Source organism: Rufibacter latericius (genome assembly GCF_003721515.1).
In the GTDB taxonomy this organism is placed as follows: Bacteria; Bacteroidota; Bacteroidia; order Cytophagales; family Hymenobacteraceae; genus Nibribacter; species Nibribacter latericius.
The window spans coordinates 736,881-756,033 of record NZ_RJJD01000001.1; the positions used below are offsets into that span (position 1 = coordinate 736,881).

15 protein-coding genes are annotated in these 19,153 nt (G+C 50.8%); 6 read left to right on the top strand and 9 right to left on the bottom strand.

Annotation, left to right across the window (positions count from 1 at the left end):
• Nucleotides 1-38 precede the first annotated feature (38 nt).
• From metG to EFB08_RS02900, 4 genes are all read right to left on the bottom strand, one after another.
• Nucleotides 39-2,084 (bottom strand): methionine--tRNA ligase, encoded by a 2,046-nt coding sequence (gene metG, locus EFB08_RS02880; protein WP_123125624.1) that lies wholly within the window; start codon nt 2,082-2,084, stop codon nt 39-41.
• Between the two features lie 856 nt (nt 2,085-2,940).
• Nucleotides 2,941-3,318, bottom strand: coding sequence for a hypothetical protein (locus EFB08_RS02890; protein WP_125077635.1), 378 nt, complete (start codon nt 3,316-3,318; stop codon nt 2,941-2,943).
• Nucleotides 3,308-3,613, bottom strand: a complete 306-nt coding sequence (locus tag EFB08_RS02895) for a hypothetical protein (RefSeq protein ID WP_123125384.1) — start codon at nt 3,611-3,613, stop codon at nt 3,308-3,310. The genes EFB08_RS02890 and EFB08_RS02895 overlap by 11 nt, the downstream gene beginning before the upstream one ends.
• Nucleotides 3,614-3,678: 65 nt before the next feature.
• The gene (locus tag EFB08_RS02900; RefSeq protein WP_123125385.1) at nt 3,679-4,503 is read right to left on the bottom strand and encodes a DUF3050 domain-containing protein; all 825 of its coding nucleotides are present in this window, start codon (nt 4,501-4,503) and stop codon (nt 3,679-3,681) included.
• 535 nt (nt 4,504-5,038) lie between these two features.
• Between EFB08_RS02900 and typA the strand changes: the two genes are divergently transcribed.
• The 3 genes from typA (at nt 5,039) to EFB08_RS02915 (ending at nt 9,427) form a co-directional block, all read left to right on the top strand.
• Nucleotides 5,039-6,838 (top strand): translational GTPase TypA, encoded by a 1,800-nt coding sequence (typA, locus tag EFB08_RS02905; protein WP_123125386.1) that lies wholly within the window; start codon nt 5,039-5,041, stop codon nt 6,836-6,838.
• 273 nt (nt 6,839-7,111) lie between these two features.
• Complete coding sequence (locus EFB08_RS02910) at nt 7,112-7,873, top strand: NUDIX domain-containing protein (RefSeq protein ID WP_123125387.1); 762 nt, start codon at nt 7,112-7,114, stop codon at nt 7,871-7,873.
• Nucleotides 7,874-8,212: 339 nt separating this feature from the next.
• Complete coding sequence (locus tag EFB08_RS02915) at nt 8,213-9,427, top strand: OmpA family protein (RefSeq protein WP_123125388.1); 1,215 nt, start codon at nt 8,213-8,215, stop codon at nt 9,425-9,427.
• A 146-nt stretch (nt 9,428-9,573) separates the two neighbouring features.
• Here EFB08_RS02915 and EFB08_RS02920 read toward each other — a convergent pair whose 3' ends face one another.
• Entirely contained in the window at nt 9,574-10,650 is a 1,077-nt protein-coding gene (locus EFB08_RS02920; protein ID WP_123125389.1) for an oxidoreductase, read from the bottom strand.
• Nucleotides 10,651-10,950: 300 nt separating this feature from the next.
• Here EFB08_RS02920 and EFB08_RS02925 point away from each other — a divergent pair, with 300 nt between their 5' ends.
• Together EFB08_RS02925 and EFB08_RS02930 are read left to right on the top strand one after the other, a co-directional pair.
• Complete coding sequence (locus EFB08_RS02925) at nt 10,951-11,142, top strand: cold-shock protein (protein WP_062542753.1); 192 nt, start codon at nt 10,951-10,953, stop codon at nt 11,140-11,142.
• Nucleotides 11,143-11,487: 345 nt separating this feature from the next.
• A complete protein-coding gene (locus EFB08_RS02930; protein ID WP_123125625.1) occupies nt 11,488-12,381 on the top strand; it encodes a polysaccharide deacetylase family protein in 894 nt (297 codons plus the stop codon).
• A 183-nt stretch (nt 12,382-12,564) separates the two neighbouring features.
• Here the strand turns inward: EFB08_RS02930 and EFB08_RS02935 are convergent, their stop codons facing one another.
• Together EFB08_RS02935 and EFB08_RS02940 are read right to left on the bottom strand one after the other, a co-directional pair.
• Nucleotides 12,565-13,734: a trans-sulfuration enzyme family protein gene (locus tag EFB08_RS02935; RefSeq protein WP_123125390.1), complete on the bottom strand. Its 1,170-nt coding sequence runs from the start codon at nt 13,732-13,734 to the stop codon at nt 12,565-12,567.
• A gap of 264 nt (nt 13,735-13,998) precedes the next feature.
• Entirely contained in the window at nt 13,999-14,421 is a 423-nt protein-coding gene (locus EFB08_RS02940; protein ID WP_123125391.1) for an OsmC family protein, read from the bottom strand.
• Nucleotides 14,422-14,477: 56 nt separating this feature from the next.
• On the opposite strand from EFB08_RS02940, the gene EFB08_RS02945 reads away from it, so the two are divergent.
• Entirely contained in the window at nt 14,478-15,533 is a 1,056-nt protein-coding gene (locus EFB08_RS02945) for a homoserine O-acetyltransferase family protein (RefSeq protein WP_123125392.1), read from the top strand.
• 78 nt (nt 15,534-15,611) lie between these two features.
• Here the strand turns inward: EFB08_RS02945 and EFB08_RS23955 are convergent, their stop codons facing one another.
• Both EFB08_RS23955 and EFB08_RS02955 read right to left on the bottom strand, forming a co-directional pair.
• Nucleotides 15,612-17,111, bottom strand: coding sequence for a TSUP family transporter (locus EFB08_RS23955; RefSeq protein ID WP_123125393.1), 1,500 nt, complete (start codon nt 17,109-17,111; stop codon nt 15,612-15,614).
• Nucleotides 17,112-17,315: 204 nt separating this feature from the next.
• Entirely contained in the window at nt 17,316-18,995 is a 1,680-nt protein-coding gene (locus EFB08_RS02955) for an NADPH-dependent assimilatory sulfite reductase hemoprotein subunit (protein ID WP_123125394.1), read from the bottom strand.
• Between the last annotated feature and the right edge of the window lie 158 nt (nt 18,996-19,153).

Sequence of the window (19,153 nt, forward strand, 5' to 3'; positions counted from 1 at the left end):
TTCTAAGGAAATAGTCCAAAAACGACGGGTACATTCAGTTAACTAACTCCGCCGCCGTTCACGATCATTTTGGACGGTTGCATGAATGCCAGGGAGCCATCGGCGTTCTCGGCCATCAGGAGCATGCCCTGGCTCACGATGCCTTTGATCTCGCGCGGCGCCAAATTCACCAGCACAGACACTTGTTGCCCGATGATTTCCTCAGGGTTGAAGTGCTCCGCGATGCCGCTCACGATGGTGCGCTGGTCCAAGCCGGTGTCTACTTTAAGCTTCAGGAGTTTCTTGGTTTTGGCTACTTTCTCAGCCTCCAGAATAGTCCCTATCCTGATATCGATCTTAGAGAAATCGTCAAAGGTGATATCCTCTTTAGCGGGCGCGGCAACGGCGTTGGCCAATTCGTTTTCCTTTTTGGTATCCAGCAGTTTCTGCACTTGCGCCTCAATCACGGCGTCTTCAATCTTCTCGAACAGCAGCGCGGCTTCCCCGATGGTGTGTCCTGGTTGCAGTAGATCTGCAGAACCCGCCTCGTCCCATTTGCCGGGAGCGTAGTTCAACATGTTGCCGAGCTTATTGGCCGTTTCCGGTAAAAACGGCTCAGACAGGATAGCCAGACTAGCCGAGATCTGCAACGCGATGTTCAGGATGGTTTCTACGCGCACAGCACCGGTTTTGATCAGTTTCCAGGGCTCGGTATCTGCCAGGTACTTGTTACCCAAACGGGCCAGGTTCATGAGTTCGCCCAAAGCTTCCTTGAAACGGTACAGTTCCAAAGACACAGCGATCTTCTCAGGAAAATCAGCCAGTTGGGCCAGCACTTCCTCATCGAAAGGCGTCAACTCGCCGCGTTGCGGAACTGCTCCGTTGTAGTATTTGTGCGTGAGTACCACCGCCCGGTTGATGAAGTTCCCAAAGACCGCGAGCAGCTCGTTGTTGTTCCGGGCCTGGTAGTCTTTCCAGGTGAAGTCGTTGTCTTTGGTCTCCGGGGCATTGGCGCAGAGCACGTAGCGCAGTACATCGGCTTTGCCGGGCAAGTCTTGCATGTACTCGTGCAGCCACACGGCCCAGTTGCGAGAGGTGGAGATTTTGTTGCCTTCCAGGTTCAGGAACTCGTTGGCCGGCACGTTATCGGGCAGTACATAGTCTCCGTGGGCCTTGAGCATGGCCGGGAAGATGATGCAGTGGAATACAATGTTATCTTTCCCGATGAAGTGCACCAATTTGGAATCTTTGTCTTTCCAGTAGGTTTCCCAGTCTGGCGTAAGATCTTTGGTAGCCGAGATATAACCAATTGGCGCATCGAACCACACGTAGAGCACTTTTCCTTCGGCGCCTTCTACGGGTACCGGCACGCCCCAGTCCAGGTCACGGGTTACGGCACGCGGTTGCAAGCCTTGATCGATCCAGCTTTTGCACTGGCCGTACACGTTCGTTTTCCAGTCGTTTTTGTGTCCGTCTACAATCCACTCGCGCAGCCAGGCCTCGTACTGATCCAGGGGCAAATACCAGTGCTTGGTCTCGCGCAACACCGGTGGCTCGCCGCTCAAGGTACTTTTCGGGTTGATCAAATCCGTGGCGTTCAAAGACGTGCCACAGCTTTCGCACTGGTCACCGTAGGCGTTCTCGTTTCCGCACTTGGGGCAAGTGCCCACAATGTAACGGTCGGCTAGGAACTGCTGGGCTTTCTCATCGAAGTACTGCTGGGTGGTCTGCTCGATGAACTTGCCTTCGTCATACAGTTTCCGGAAGAACCCGGAGGCGATCTCGGCGTGCGTCTTGGACGAGGTGCGGGAATAGATATCAAAGGAGATATTGAAATCGGCGAAGGAGCTTTTGATCAGTTCGTGGTACTTGTCCACGGCCTGCTGCGGCGTGATGCCTTCTTTCTTCGCTCTAATAGTAATAGGAACGCCATGTTCATCTGACCCGCAGACAAACTTTACATCGCGGCCGCGGGAGCGCAGGTAGCGTGCGTAAATATCAGCGGGGATGTAGACGCCGGCCAAATGCCCGATGTGTACGGGACCGTTGGCGTAGGGCAACGCCGCGGTGATGGTATATCGTTGGGGATAGGTTGTCTCAGCCATGTTCTTTCTTTGAAAAGGCAAATATAGTGAATTTGCAGGGAGGTTTTTTCTTCGGTTGTTTGGTCAAAAATGGGCTTTCACCAGAGGTGTTTCTTTTCTCAGAACGGTCTTTGGTGGAGGTGTCTGCGGATATCTAAGCTAACAAACAAGACAACCTCTATTCCGTTTCCGCGTCCTTTTCTGGAATACGCTTATTAAATGTGAATTCTCCCTTTGAAGGGGCGAAGCAAATGACTTCTTCTGCTGAGCCTTATAACTACAGGGTTGATTCCAGTCTTTACTTCCTACTTTCTTACCTACTAACTCCTTGGCTGCAGCCGCATCCTGCTGGGGTTTGTCAGGTTGATCCTTGATGCTCAACCTAACCAAAAGAATCAAGAAGAAAGGAAACTCGCTGACGCTCAGACAGTCTTTTCTTCACTTGAGGGTACCACCCGGCTAAGGCTATCTTTTTCATAGTAGACGCGGGCCACTGCTGTATGAGAAGTTCTTCCGTGCGACAAGCCGGTGCTCGGCCCCCTGTAGGCCTTCGCCCCGACCTGCCGCAGTTGGGCTGTTTTCTTTTCCTTGTTTTCCTTTCTCTTTCCTCTATTATGGTTCAAGTCTGCGACTTGGACCCAAAAAGACCTGCAGTTTGTAACTGCAGTGAGGCGAGAGCCTCAAATGGGTCCAACAGTTTCTATACCTTTCTGACACATTCTAGGAATCCCCTCCTTAGAGGGGTTGGGGTGGGTCTGCCGGCAAAAAGCAATAATTGAGCAAGACCCCACCACTAAAACAAAACGCCGCGACCTCTTTAAGAAGGCGCGGCGTTTTGGGGTTGTTTTCAGAAAAACGGCCTTAAACGGCTTTTATACTAATTGCCGGTAGTGGTACCAATGGCGGGTGGCATGGGTGGGCGCCGGATGGTGTCTGGCGCTACCGGCTGTCGGCCCGGTAAGATTTTCTGGCTTCGTACCGCCGGGGTCTGATTGCCGGGTGAGTTGGGGTTGCGGTCCTCTATGTTCTTTTTCTGGTTCACCTGGCTCGCCTGGTTGTTCAGGTCGCGCGTGGTGGGCGTAGTCCGGTAAGTGCGTGCCGGTTCTGCGGCTGCCGGTGGCGGGTTTTCCCTGGACGAGGTACAACCAATGACCAGAATCCCCCATAAAGCGCACAGCACCAACCCAGACGTTTTCCGTCCCTTTTTCCAAAAACTCCTCCTAAACGTCTGCATGGGCGTAAGCTTATCGGGCATTGCTTTGACTTAAATCCTCATCATCCAGCTCCTGTATAGCTTTGTAGCCCACAGGAGTCAACCGCAGCCCGGCCGGATCTGGCGTAGCATAGCCTTGGTTCCGGAGGTGTTCTTCGGCCCGCTTCTGCACATCCTGGTAGTGGAGTTTTTCATCCTCCTGGTGCAGGAAAGGGTAAATTTCAGTCCATTCTAATACTTCTTCGGCTTGGGTGCCCTTGGCTTTGAAGGCTTTTAAAATAAGGTAGCCGGTGTTCTCAATATTCTCGCTGTTGGAGCTAAGGTTCTCTAAATCCATAGTCTTGCGTGTTAAGGTCTGTGCTCTTACAGTACGACAACCCGCTTGCAAAGGATTTGAGCAGCCTAGAAACGCTGGATGCTGGCCAGGATACCATCCCACAGGTGCAGGCGCATCTTCTGGCAGGCCACGGCCACATCACGGCATTCTTCCCACTTGTGCTTGTCATCGCCGCACAGCTCGGCTACCATGCGCATGGCCAAGGGTGAGTGCACTTCGTCGTCTAATTGAATGTGGCGGTCCATGTAGAACTGGAAGGTGTCAAGGGTACCCGGGTAACGGCGGTTCAGGTCACCGATGAGGCAGCGGAACATATCCGGAATCACGTCCTCGCGCCCGAAGGTGAAGGCCGCGGCAATGCGGTGGGCTTGTCCGCTCTGGATGATCTGGAAGGTGTGTTCTACAAAGTCGTGGGTGTTGCCCGGCACTGGCAGGTTCTCCAGTTGCGCAAACACAGATTTGCCTTGGTGCAAGCCTGCCATAAACTCATGGATGAGGCGGGTATCGGCACCGCATTCTTCCATGGCCCGCACATAGAGTTCAAAGTGGCTGATGGGGTTGCCTTCGGGGTCTACATCGGTTTCCTCTTCCAGCACAATCTCATTGATGAGACGGCGGTTAGAAGGGTTTCCGTGCGGAGTCCAGGGCACGTCTACGCAAGTCAGGTGACGCTGCAGGCTCTTCAGCAGGCTCATGAAATCCCAAACGGCAAAGATATGGTGCTCCATGAACGTGCGCAGGTCGGCCAGGTCATAGATTTGCTCGTAGAGCGGGTGTTGCATCAGAGCGGCGCGGTGGGGGCGCAACTCTTGCTGAAGCCAATTTAGCTTTTCCTGGTAAATAGGCTGAAGCGATGCTGAATATCCGGTTTTTTCCAAGAAGACAGGCATAAGTAGGGGGTATAGGTTAAGGTATAGATTCTTTTCTGACCGCGGGTGAGCTGCTGTGTCGGTCCCAAACATTCCTTCTCCTCAAGACACAGATTTGGCTAAGTAAAGATAAGCTTGGAACCCGAAATACGAAATAAACGCACGTTCGTTTTGACATTATTTTATCTAAAATAGCACAAAATTAACCAAATGCTTTCCGCCAAGATCTTCCTCCTACTAAATGGCTTTTAAGTGGCCTGTGAAGGTTTTTTAGATTGATTCAGGCTTTACCAGACCCACCAAGTTTTTTCTTTGGCTGGGGATTCTTTTGCCGTTTGCTTGGGCCTTTGGTTGTGTTGGGCGAGCTGTTTCATTAAAGGGGCAGCCTGTGCAGGTTTCCGCCTGGTGAAGCCGTTCTCAGGAACTTAGTGGGGCGTAGGGCTGTTCTCACCCACAAGCAAATACCCGTAAGTAATTGGGCAAAAGGGCTTTTTCATAAAAAATATAGAAAAGCCTAAGAAAAACCCTACCTTTGCGGGCTGAAAACAACCTCTGAATGCAAAGTATCCGCAACATCGCGATTATTGCCCACGTGGACCACGGTAAGACCACGCTGGTAGACAAGATCATCCACGCCTCAAAGATTTTTGACGCACACCAACAGTTCGACGACCTGATCCTGGACAACAATGACCTGGAGCGGGAGCGCGGCATCACCATCGTTTCCAAAAACGTATCGGTGCGGTACAAAGATGTGAAAATCAACATCATTGATACCCCTGGTCACGCCGACTTTGGAGGCGAGGTAGAGCGCGTTTTGAAAATGGCCGACGGTGTTCTTCTGCTGGTAGATGCCTTTGAAGGCCCTATGCCACAGACCCGTTTCGTGCTTGGGAAAGCTATCTCTCTGGGCTTGAAGCCGATTGTGGTAGTAAACAAAGTAGACAAAGAAAACTGCCGTCCGGACGAAGTACACGAAATGGTATTCGACCTTATGTTCAACCTGGACGCCAGCGAAGATCAATTGGATTTCGTGACCTTGTACGGTTCCAGCAAGCACGGCTGGATGAGCACCGACTGGCAGAAACCAACCGATAACATCATCCCTCTTTTAGAGGCCATCATTGACGTAATCCCTCCGGCTCCTTCAGAAGAAGGCACGCCGCAGATGCAGATTACCTCTTTGGACTACTCTTCTTTCGTGGGCCGTATCGCCATTGGACGCGTGAAGCGCGGCACTTTGAAAGAAGGCGCCAACATGAGCCTTTGCAAGCGTGACGGTTCTATCAAGAAAGTAAAAATCAAAGAACTTCAGGTATTTGAAGGCTTAGGCAAAGTGAAAGTGGAGTCTGTATCTGCCGGCGAGATTTGCGCCGTAACGGGTATTGAAGGCTTTGACATTGGCGATACCTTAGCTGATTTCGAGAACCCAGAGCCATTGGAGCGCATCTCTATTGATGAGCCTACCATGAACATGCTCTTCACTATCAACAACTCTCCTTTCTTCGGGAAAGAAGGTAAGTTTGTAACCTCCCGTCACCTGCGTGACCGTCTGTACAAAGAGACCGAGAAAAACCTGGCTCTGCGCGTAGACGAGACCGACAAAGAAGACACCTTCCTGGTGTACGGACGCGGTATCCTTCACTTGTCTGTACTGATTGAAACCATGCGCCGCGAAGGCTATGAGTTACAGGTTGGTCAGCCACAGGTGATCTTCAAGGAAGTAGACGGCCAGAAAATGGAGCCAATGGAGCACCTGGTAGTGGACGTTCCTGAGGAGTCTGCCGGTAAGGTGATTGAATTGGTAACCCAGCGTAAAGGTGACCTTTTGATCATGGAACCGAAAGGCGATCTGCAGCATTTGGAGTTCAACATCCCAGCCCGTGGTTTGATTGGTCTGCGTAACAACGTCTTGACCGCTACTGCCGGTGAAGCCATCATGAACCACCGTTTCATCAGCTACGAGCCATTCAAAGGCCCTATCCCGGGCCGTATCAACGGTTCTTTGATCGCCATGGAGAATGGTCCAGGAACGGCTTACTCTATTGATAAACTGCAAGACCGCGGTGTGTTCTTTGTGGAGCCAGGCGAAGAAGTGTACATGGGCATGGTAATCGGCGAGCACTCTCGTCAGAATGACCTGACCGTGAACATCCAGAAAGGTAAGCAGCTGACCAACATGCGTGCTTCTGGTTCTGACAACAACGTGAAGATTGTTCCTAAGAAACAATTCTCCCTGGAAGAAGCCATGGAATACATCCAGAAAGATGAGCTTTTGGAGGTAACGCCTAAGAGCATCAGAATGCGTAAAATTTACCTGGACGAGAACGAGCGCAAGCGCTACGGAAACAACTAAGGCGTAGCATTTCTCTTTATAAAAAAGGCCTTACTGCTTCGGTGGTAAGGCCTTTTTGTTTTAGGGCTTCTTTTCGGGAAAAGAGCTAAAAAGCGCTACCCGGTGGGTGGCCCTTATTTAGTTTCATTCAAGCAGAAGAAGATTGTCCTGAAGGCAACTGGTAAGAGAATTTTCTTCGTATGTGGGAAGGGGATCATCTATGAAGGAACGCCGTGTGCTTTCACTTGCCTAAGCCTCACGCATGCTTCAATAAACGAGGAGATTACTGCTTCCATGGAACAGCCATCAGAATTTCAGAGCCTGTTAGAAGAGAGTTCAAGATCAGCCTGGCAGTTGTATGTGCCCCATATTTCTGTTGACTGCGTGGTATTTGGTTTCCATGAGGCGTCTCTCAAGGTGTTGCTCCTGAAAATGAAAGACCAGGAGTTGTGGGGATTGCCCGGAGGCTACATGAAAATAGAGGAGGAACTGAGGGAGGCCGCCGTCCGCATTCTGGAGGAGCGCACCGGGGCCCACAATATCTTTTTACAGCAATTCGGGGTGTTCTCAGACCTTAACCGCTCAGAAGGTTTCTTCCAGGATTTCCCGGATACCCTCTGGATGAAGCAGCGTTTTATCTCAGTTGGGTTCTACGCGCTGGTAGATTACACCAAGGTGCAGCCCCAAGCCGATAACCTTTCCAGCACCTGCGCCTGGCAGGACATAAACCGCCTCCCCGAGTTGATGATGGACCACCGTCAGATCTTTGACGAAGCCCTTTTGACCCTGAGACGGCAACTCAACTACAAACCCATCGGGTACAACCTCTTGCCCGAGGAGTTCACCATGCCCGAGCTTCAAAAACTCTACGAGCTGATTCTGGGCAAAAAGCTTAACCGCGGCAACTTCTACCGGAAAATGGTGGGGTACGATATCTTGGAGAAACTGGACGAACCCAGAAAAAGCGGCGGCGCGTACAAGGCTCCAAACCTATACAAATTCCATGTGGAGAGATACCAAACGGCTTTACAGAATGGGTTCAAAGAAGGCTGGTAAAACTCAGTTCTGTCACAAGCGAATTTTTCACTTTCTCTGTCTTTTATCCCCAACTAACTGCCTCTCATTGCGGCGGGCTGGATGAATATATTCTGGTCCGGATTCCTAAAAAACAGTTCTTTTCAGGAAAACAGGCATTAAACAGGCTCCTTCTCTCTTCTTCCTCCCTCCTAATTCCTCCACCTAGGTTCGTAGCTAACTCCTGTTTCTGATTTCGATGGCCATAGGGGTGTCACGGCAGTTACCTGTCTTAGAGAGCAGCCATGGTTCAACAAACACCCGGCTTGCTTCCTTCAAGGCGCAAATACTGTCTATCACTCACCCTATATCCCTACATGTATGAATTCTAAACTTTCTTTTCTCTGTGGAGCCTTCGTTTTTTCGCTCCTCACGGTGCCTGCCCATGCCCAGTTCAACATCGGCGACAAGCTCAAAAGCAAAGTCAACGAGAAGATTGATGCCAAGATCAACAAAACAGCCGACCAGGTAACCAGCGGCAAAAAAGCATCTGCCACGAGCACAAAAGAAAGCGAAGAAGGAGCATCGGAAGAAACCACCGGTAACGGAGCGGCTGCCACCCCAGAGGCAAACACAAAAGTCTGGACCAAATATGATTTCGTGCCCGGCGACAAAGTGCTGTTCGCAGACAATCTGAAAGGCGAGGAAAACGGCGAGTTCCCTTCGCGGTGGGACCTGAAAAACGGCAATGCCGAGGTCGCTTCTTTTGGCGGGACCGATGTCATCAACCTGGTAAGCAACGGCACCGCCATCAGCCCGCTGATGAAGACCGAGAACTGGTTACCCGAAACCTTCACCGTGGAGATGGACGTCTACTTTGACTCTGACAACCCCAACCTGAACTATGAAATCTATTTCCTGAGCGATTTAAACAAATACAACGAGGCCACCCACGGCATGTTCTGGGACCCGATTATCATTTCGCCGGAAGGGGTTCATTTCAAGAATTTCGGTTCTAATTCTGCCGAGCTGCAGGCCGCCGGTACCAAAAAACAGTGGCGCCACGTGTCCATCGCCTTCAACAAACGCAGCATGAAAGTCTACTTGGATCAGCACCGCCTCATCAACATCCCTAACGTCACCGGCAAACCGGTCAACCTGAAGATAAAGGCAGACCGCCGGATAGAGGGGAATGCCATGGTGAAAAACGTGTTCATCGCCGAGGGCGGCAAAAAACTGTATGACCAGATCCTGGCCAACGGAAAAATTGTGACCTACGGCGTGAAATTTGATACAAACAAAGCCGTGATCCGGCCAGAGTCTTTCGGAACCCTCAACAGCATTGTGAAACTGATGCAGGAACAACCTACGCTTAACTTTAGCGTAGACGGCCATACTGACTCAGACGGAGACGATGCCTCTAACCTGAAACTTAGCCAGCAACGTGCCGAGGCCGTGAAAGCCTACCTCACAAGCCAGGGCATCGCTGATTCCCGCTTAAAAGCAAAAGGCCAGGGCGAAACCAAACCGCTGGACAAAGGCACCACGGTAGAAGCCAAAGCCAACAACCGCAGGGTAGAGTTTGTTAAGATATAAATTACCCATACCCATTACATACAACCAACATGTTCTTTTAACCCCAATAAGGCCGTTTCTTTTTGTAGAGGAATAAGGAACGACTTCTAACCATAAAAAAGGCCCGCTTCATAACAGCGGGCCTTTTTTATGGTGTTTTCTGAAAACTAAGCCTGAAATGAAACTGTCCGTTTTTCCTGGCTGCTCTGCATGATGACTTCCACCACTTTAATCACGTTCCGGGCTTGCTCTGGCGTAACGGCTAATTCGGCTTTTCCTATTATTGCCTGGTACACATTCTCATAGAAGCTGCGGTAATGGCCGGGTTCGCTTTCTATTTTGCCGGTAAAGTGTAGCCCCTGAAACTCAGTGTTCAGGTGGCCCCAAATGCTTTCGGGTTCTATGCCCCAGTTAGGTGTAAGGTGCGGCAAAAATCCATCGTTGAGGGCTTTCTCCTGTACATCCAAGCCGTATTTCAGGAAAGAGCCTTGGTCGCCGTGGAGGGTGTATCGAGGGCTTACCTCCCGCACGAGCAATCCCGCCGATAAAGTCACTTTCAGCCGTTCATAGAACAGGGTGGCCTCAAACTTATCTAATACAGGGCTGTGGGGCCGCTGGATCCTGACATCGGCGGAGATTTCCTGGGGTAGCCCGAACAGCACCAGCGCCTGGTCAATCAGGTGGGAACCTAGGTCGTAGACAATGCCCGAACCCGGCGCGTCTTCCTCTTTCCAGGTATTGCCTTTGAGGGCCGGCCTGAACCGGTCAAAGTGCGCTTTGTATTCCACCACGTTTCCCAACACCCCGCTTTGCAGCACTTTCTGCACGGTTTTGAAATCACTGTCCCATCGGCGGTTCTGGTAAACGGTGAGCACCCGTTGTTTCTGCCGGGCCAGCTGGATCAGTTCACCTGCCTCGGCGGAAGTGGGCGTAAACGGCTTTTCCACCACCACATGTTTGCCGGCGTTTAAGGCCTGTTTTGCCAAAGAAAAGTGAGAACTGTTGGGCGTGGCCACTACTACCAGATCAATGGCTGGGTCCTGCAGAATGTCCTCGGCGCGGGACGTGATTTGCGCCTCTGGGTACCTACTTTGGGCAATCCGGATGTTCTCTTCCCTGGTCTCCCTGATGCGCACCAACTTCAGCCCTTCTACCTGGTGAATGAAAGGTCCATGGAAAATCCGGCCTGCCATGCCAAAGCCAATGAGGCCTACGTTGATGGTCTTACTTGTTTCTGAGGTCATGCTTGTTGTTTCTTTTGATGGTACAGCTCTCGTGGCGAAGGTAAAGCGGAAGAAAAAATTAAGGTTGATTCTTTCTCTGGATTCATTTCTGGAGTTCCTGGAAGTAAAAAGTAATTCTTTAATTCTGTCGGTTCTTCAGCCTGGGAAAACTGCTTTCTAAGTCCCTGGTTTTTGAAAATCGATTGGTATCATGCTTTTACCTGAACCACTCAAAGGGAGGTTCCGTAAATATACTTCGTTTAAAAAGTCTAAGTGTAGAATTTAATCTCTACATTTGTTTATTATTATATTATCACATTGATGAAAAACGGTAAAGTAAAATTCTTCAATGATTCCAAAGGATTTGGTTTCATTAAAGACGCAGACTCCAATGAGGAGTATTTCGTGCACGTGTCTAACCTAGTGGACGAAATCAGAGAAAATGATGAAGTAACTTTTGAGCTGAAAGAAGGCCGCAAAGGTTTAAACGCTGTAAATGTGAAACTTGCTTAAGTTTTAATATACATCAGTCCTCTAAAAGGGCCTCACATAAAGTGAGGCCCTTTTTTATTCAAGGTAGTACCTGAAGAGGGGTGTCTCTGTTCCTATTCTGTGCCGGTACCAAGTTTATCCCTTTTCTCTGCTCTTGGGGAGGATTTCAGTTTCTCCTCACATCAGAGCTGTTTTAAAGCTAATTTCTGTAAAGTACCCCTAAAGCCCTCCGAAAATCCACCAGGATTCTGTAGATTTCGAATGGATTGACGGCCGTTGCTTTTTCTTTTCAAAGACCAGCCTGCTCTTCTTTATCTTCAAGCGTACCAGATACTTTCTTCTTTTTCTATGTCCTTTTCCCTTTGCATGGGCAGGTATTTTCTTTTCGCCGCCCTTGGATTCAGTGTCTTTTCGTGCTCTCCTTCTGAGAAAAAAGCAGACCCGAAAACCCAGGCCTCTACCCCTCCGGTAGTCGCCACCTCGGTTCAACAGAAAGAAACAGATTCAGCCCCGGATTCTTCCTTAGCCCAATCTTCCTCTGATACAAATACAGAACTTGCCACCGCTGAAACCATTCTGGCCCGCCCGCAGGTACCTATCCTGTGCTACCACCAGATACGCGAATGGACTTCCAGCGACGGCAAAGTGGGCAAAGACTACATTGTAAAGCCTAATGATTTCAAGGCCCAGATGAAAATGCTGGCCGATAGCGGGTACCACACCATTCTGCCTGACCAGTTGCAAGCGTACCTTACCAAAGGCACGCCGCTCCCGTCCAAACCCATCATGCTCACCTTTGATGACACCAAACTGGACCAGTACACCGTAGCCAAGCCAGAGTTGGAGAAGTACGGTTTCAAAGGCGTTTTCTTTATCATGACTGTTTCCATTGGCCGGCCCAACTACATGACCAAAGAGCAGATTAAGGAGCTATCGGATGCAGGACACGTAATCGGCTCGCACACCTATGACCACCACAACGTGAAGAAGTACGAAGGCAAAGACTGGATTACCCAGATTGAGAAACCCACCAAGCAACTGGAAGCCATCACCGGTAAGCCCATCAAATACTTCGCCTATCCGTTTGGGTTGTGGAGACCAGAAGCCATTCCGGAACTGAAGAAGCGTGGATTTGCCGCTGCCTATATCCTGGCCACTAAACGCGACCCGAATGACCCGCTCTACACCATCAGACGCATTATTGCCAGCGGCTACTGGAGCACCAAAGGACTGCATAACAGCATTGTGAACAGTTTCTAGTCTGCACAAAAATCATGTAGGGGCAATCCCTTGTAGTTGCCCTCGTGCGTTTGTAATTATGCACAGAAAGGGCAACTACAAGGGATTGCCCCTACAAAAAAGCACTTCGGGCCTGTTTTTCTAAAAACAGGCCCGAAGTGCTTTTTACTAAAAGCTAATTTCTATTACTTAATCATTAAAACATTAGCACTTCTCCAGCGCCTGTAGAATATCGTTTAGGATGTCATCGGCGTACTCCAGGCCCACGGAGATTCTGATCAACCCGGGTGTGATGCTGACGGCCTGGCGTTCTTCCTCGGTGAGTTTGGCGTGGGTGGTGCTAGCCGGGTGCGAGGCGATGCTGCGGGTGTCGCCCAAGTTAGCGGTGAGCGACATCAGTTGCAGGCTGTCCAGAAATTTGCGTCCGCTCTCCAAACCTCCTTTCAACTCGAAACAAAAGAGTCCGCCACCGTTTTTCATCTGTTTTCTGGCAACCTCATGACTTGGGTGCGTGGGCAGGAACGGGTATTTTACCCAGTTCAGCTTGGGGTGACCCTGCAGTTTGGTAGCAATGGAAAGGGCGTTACCGGCGTGGCGTTCCATACGCACATCCAGCGTTTCAAGGCTCTTACTCAACACCCAGGCATTGAACGGCGACAGGGCTGGGCCTGAGCTTCGGCAGAAGAGGTAAATGTCCTTAATCAGCTCTTTTTTGCCAACCACAACACCGCCTAACACACGTCCTTGCCCGTCAATCCACTTGGTGGCCGAGTGTACCACCAGGTCAGCACCGTATTGGATGGGCAGCTGGTTTACCGGCGTGGCAAAGCAGTTGTCCACGTTGAAGATAATATTATGCTTCTTCGTGAGTTGGCCGGCTGCTTCCAAGTCTATGATGTCTAACCCGGGGTTGGTGGGCGTTTCAATGTAGAACATCTTGGTGTTGGGTCGGATGGCTGCTTCCCATTCCTCGGGCTTGTCGGCGGGCACGTAGGTGTACTCAATGCCGTACTTGGGCAGGTACTTGGTGATGATGGTATGCGTGCTCCCGAAGATGGAATTACAGGCCAGCAGATGGTCACCCGCTTTCAGCAAGGCCATAAACGAGGCGAACACGGCACTCATGCCCGAAGACGTGGCATAACCAGCTTCCGCACCTTCCAACGCCACCATCTTATCCGTAAACTCCTGCACACTGGGGTTGCTGAACCGGCTGTAGATGTTATCATCAGTTTCATCAGCGAAGGCGGCCCGCATGTCCTCGGCATTGTCGAAGGCGAAACTGCTGGTCAGGAACATAGGCGTGGCATGCTCCATCTCATTCGTGCGCTCGGTTTGTATTCTGATGGCTTTGGTAAGCGGATGGTATTCCATGGGGTAATGTGCTAATTTTTAATTTGCTGATGTGCTGGCTAGGTCTATATCTGTAGCGGCGTTACACCGTAACGGCGTGGTGCTATAAAACGGTAGAGCCGCCCCAAAGAATAAGCCCTGCTACACCGCAGGAAAAGGTTTCTTATAGATTGGAGACTGCGCTGGTGCCTGCCGCCACAGCGTTACGGTGTAACGCCGCTACATTTCTGCGCCTCTGTTCGCTCCTGAAAAACTCAGGACTCAGAACTCAAGACTCAGAACTCGTTACGCAGTAACCTTCACTTCATAGGTGATTTGGGCACCGGCTCTGCGGAGGGTTTCAGCCACGGAGCAGTACTTCATGATGGACAATTCGCAGGCGCGCTCAGCTTTGCCTTGGTCAATGGTGCCCTGCAGTTCAAACACCACGTGCACGTTAGACCACAGGGATGGCTCTTTGCCTTTCTCGCGCTCACCAGAGATATCCATTTTGAAGCCGGTTACTTCCTGCCGCTGCTTTTTAAGAATCATGACCACATCAATGCCGCTGCATCCGCCTAAAGCCATCAGCATCATCTGCATGGGGCGGGCGCCAAAGTTAATTCCGCCGCTCTCAGGGCTGGTATCAGTGGTAATGACGTGCCCGTTGGCGTCTTTGGCTTCAAACCCGTAGTCGCCGCCTACCCGGTTCATCTCAATTCTTATCATTTTTATTACGGTTTTACGCCTGTAGGCCTTTACTTTGTAAGTTATAAAGGTACTACATGAATTATTTTCAATATAACCAACCTTTTGAACTAGAAGGAGGGCAAACGCTTCCGGAAATCACAGTGGCTTACCACACCTTCGGTAAGCTGAACGCAAATAAAAGCAATGTGGTCTGGATTTGCCATGCTCTTACTGCTAATTCTGACGTGTTGGATTGGTGGGGCGGTATAGTGGGGGAAAGTAAGGTCATTGACCCTGAACAGCATTTCATTGTCTGCGCCAACATTCTGGGCTCCTGCTACGGCAGCACCGGCCCGCTGAGCACCAATCCCGAGACCGGAGAACCCTATTACAGCACCTTCCCGCAGATCACCATCCGTGATATGGTACGGGCGCACATCTTGTTGCGCGAGTACCTGGGCCTGAAGAAAATCCATATCCTGGGAGGGGGCAGTTGTGGTGGCTTTCAAGTTCTGGAATGGGCGCTAGCAGAGCCTGAGGTCGTTGATAACCTCTTCCTTTTGGCTACCGCCGCCGCTGAAAGCACTTGGAGCATAGGCATTCATACCACGCAGCGCCTCATGCTGGAAGCCGACGGTACCTGGGGAGAACCCAGCTCTACGGCGGGGAGCAAAGGCCTCAAAGCCGCCCGCGCCCTGGGAACGCTCACCTACCGCAATTACCATATCTTGGCCCAAAACCAAACAGATCCTGATCCCGAGAAGTTGGACAATTATCGCGTGTCTTCTTACCTCAATTACCAGGGCGATAAACTGGTGAACCGCTTCAATGCCTACAGCTACTGGTTCCTGACTAAGTCGCTGGACAGCCATAACATTTCCCGTGGACGCGGCGGACGTTTAGAGCCTGTTTTAGCGAAAATAGCCCAGAAAACGCTTATTATTGGTATCAGCAGTGATATCCTCTGTCCAGTGCAGGAGCAGCAGTTTATAGCCCAGCACCTGCCCAATGCATCTTACGTGGAGATCGATTCCAATTACGGCCACGATGGGTTTATCATTGAAGGCGAGAAGATTTCCCAACATTTCTCTGCTTGGTACCTTGAGGTGCAAAAAGAAAACCAGGTTACTGGGTCTATTCTCTCGGTTTAGACTTCTTTTTACCTAAAAAGCGTTTGGGAGCTGTTTTCATGAAAACAGCTCCCAAACGCTTTTTAGGTTTATGTCTTTTTAGAACAACCCTGCGGCTTTCAGCAGGATGCGGAGGCTCCAGATAATTACCAGCGTTCCTACTGCAATGAACATAGTTTTCATAGGCAGTTTCCCGACCAATCTGGCAGCGATAGGAGCCGCTAACATGCCACCTATTACCAACCCAACAATCACCTGCAGGTGACTCAGCCCTAGCATGGCAAAAAACGTCAGGGCACTGGCAAAGGTCACAAAGAACTCGGTGATACTCACGGTGCCAATCACGAAACGGGGGGTGCGGCCTTTGGCAATAAGCGTACTGGTCACCAACGGTCCCCAGCCGCCGCCGCCGAAGGAATCCAGAAAACCACCGGCTCCGGCCAGAACTCCGGCCATCTTGATCTTCTTCCGTTCTTTGTTTTTCTTGAAGGCCGTGTAGATGATTCTCGCGCCTAAAACCAAGGTATACGCCGCTAAGATGGGCCTAACATAGTTCGCGTACTCCTCTCCTATTTCTGACAGCAGCCAGGCTCCTGCTACTGCGCCCAGGATGCCGGGCACCAGCAAGACCTTAAACAACTTGCGGTTCACGTTCCCGAACTTGTAATGACTGAAGCCCGAGATACCGCTGGAAAAGATTTCGGCGGTATGGATGCTCCCGCTAATGGCCGGCAGATTCACGCCTAAAGACAGCAACACCGTGGTGCTGGTCACGCCGTAGCCCATGCCCAACGCGCCGTCTACCATCTGGGCCAGGAACCCGGCAAAAATCATCCAGTAGAAGATCGGCTCAATGTTACCCACGAAAGTGGAGACCTCGGAAAAGGTGATAGCCGAGAACACAAACCGACCCAGAATCATGAAGAAGAACGCCAGGGCTGCGCCAGAGGCAATCAGTTTCCAGGGCTTTTCCTTGCGTTTCGGAGAATTCCGAACTGGCTCTTTCACGGCCAGCACTTTGGTGATGTCGTTGAGTTGGGTCACCTTGGCGGAAAAGTCTCCTGCGAGTTGGTTCCGGATGGACTGCAAGTTGTCCAGCACCTCGTCCAGTTCCTCGGGCAGCGTCTCGTTGAAGGTCTCCTTCAGGCGCTTGGCCATGGTGGGCGATTTGCCGTTGGTGGAGATGGCAATCTTGAGGTTGCCTTTCCGGACCACCGAGCTCAGGTAGAAATCACATAAATCAGGCGTATCGGCTACGTTCACCAGTTTGCCCTGATGTTTGGCTTCCAAGCTGATGGCCCTACTGACCTCGCGGTCATTTACGGCCACAATCACGATATCAATTCCGTCTAAATCAGAAGGAGTGAACGCTTTGGCTTCTAACGTGATGTTGCCATGCTCTGACGCCAGTTGCAGCACTGATTCATGGAACTGGATGGCCACTACTTTAATGGTGGTCTTTGGAGAATTCTGCAGCAGCGCCGTCAGTTTCTCCAAGCCAATATTGCCTCCGCCCACCACCAGCACGCGCATCTGCTCCAGTTTCAGAAAGACGGGAAACAGGTTGTTTTGTTCTTTGGTAGCGACAGCGGAAATCATCTTTTTAGCTTCTTGGGAAGGAACCAAAATATTGCTTTAATCAAATATACTTGTAATGTCTACCAATCCTATCAGGTATCAGAATTAAAGTTCATATATAAGGGCCACTTTCTTAAAAGCAGCCCTTAAACAGATCATGACAGATTCTGAATGACAGACGGTAGAGCTATTTCTTCAGCATTTTGTCGAAACTTAAGCCGAAGCTTAGTTCAGCAGCGTACGGTACGCGAAGTCACCGAAACGCTCCCCGGCAATGCGGTTCTGCTTGAAGAGACCAAACGCGACATCCAACTCCTGCAAAATAGCGGCTTCATCCAGGTTCTCCTTGTAGAGTTTGTTCAGGCGGTAGCCTTGCTCATCCCCGCCCAGGTTCAAGTTGTAACGACCCGGAGCCGTACCCACGAACCCTATTTCAGAAAGCACCGAACGACCACAGCCGTTGGGGCAACCAGTCATCCTGATGATGATTTCCTCGTCCTGCAATCCGTGGTTTGCTAACACGCCGTCAATCTTGGTGATCAGTTCCGGCAGGTAGCGCTGAGCCTCGGCCAGAGCCAATGGGCAGGTAGGAAGTGCTACACAAGCAATCGCATTTTTACGAAGAGGTGAAGCCGCATCGGTGTGCACGATTACGTTGTGTTTTACCAGAATCTGCTCAATTTCAGCCCTGTTTTCCGGCGTGATGTCGCTGAGAATCACGTTCTGGTTACAGGTGAACCGGAAGTTGGCTTTGCCAGTCTGCGCTACTTCCAGCAACGCCGATTTTAGGGCCACCGTTAGCAAATCTGTGATGCGGCCGTTTTCCACAAACATGGTATAATGCAGTAAGCCATTGTAACTCGTTGCCCAGCCGTAATGGTCTACGCGGGTTTTCAGCTCGTACGAACGGGGTGCTTCCAGCGGAAAACCGGTGCGTTTCTCCACTTCCTGGCGGAACACATCCTGGCCCATGTTGTCCACGGTGTACTTCAGGCGGGCCAACTTGCGGTCAGTCCGGTTGCCGAAGTCACGTTGCACGGTCAGCACCTCATACACGGCTTTGAACAGCTTCTCGTCAGATTCTTCAGTACTCACAAACCCGATTTCAGAAGCCAGACGTGGGTACGTTTCTGCGTTTCCGTGGGTGAAGGATAAACCACCGCCAACGGCGAGGTTAAAGCCTTTCAGTTCATCGTTCTCAATGATGGCAATCAAACCCAAGTCCTGAGCGAATACATCTGAATCATTGTTAGGCGGAATCACCAGACCGATTTTGAACTTGCGGGGCAGGTAGCGGTCCTGGTACAACGGATCTTCTTCCTCTACCTTGTCATAGATTTTCTCCTCGTCCAGCCACACGTCATAGTAAGAGCGGGTTTTGGGCAGCAGGTAGTCACTGATTCTGTCGGCGTACTGGTAGATGCGTTCGTGCAGCGGTGATTCCAGCGGATTGGCAGAAGAAACCACGTTCCGGTTCACATCGCCGCAGGCAGCAATGGAATCCAGTCCGGCCAGGTTGAAGGCCTTAATAGTGGGTTTGGTTTTGCCCTTCACAATACCATGCAACTGCAGGGTCTGGCGCGTAGTAATTTTAATCACCCCAGTGGAGTTTTCACCCGCAATGTCGTGCGTGGCGATGTATTGTTCTGGCGTCATGAATCCGCCGGGCAGGCGCAGACGAATCATGAAGGTGTACAGACGCTCCAGTTTCTTGGCGGCACGCTCTTCCCGGCGGTCACGGTCGTCCTGCATGTACATGCCGTGGAACTTCACCAGCGCGGTGTCATCCTCGCGAATGGCTCCCGTGATTTCGTCTTTCAGGCTTTCTTTGAGAGTACCGCGCAACCCTTCGCTGACCTCTTTTATTTTCTCTATAGGAGATAAATTCTTTTTCTCAGTTGACATGGTAACTGGTGTTTAGGATAACAGGAAAGCTCCTGTCCATAATGTTTGGTATCTGTTCTAAGCCTACTTTCAGGAAAACAGGCTTAGAACAAAGTTTGATGAGTTTCATCTTCGACCCCCTTTGAAGGGGGACGGAATGCGTGGTTTCGCAAGTTGCA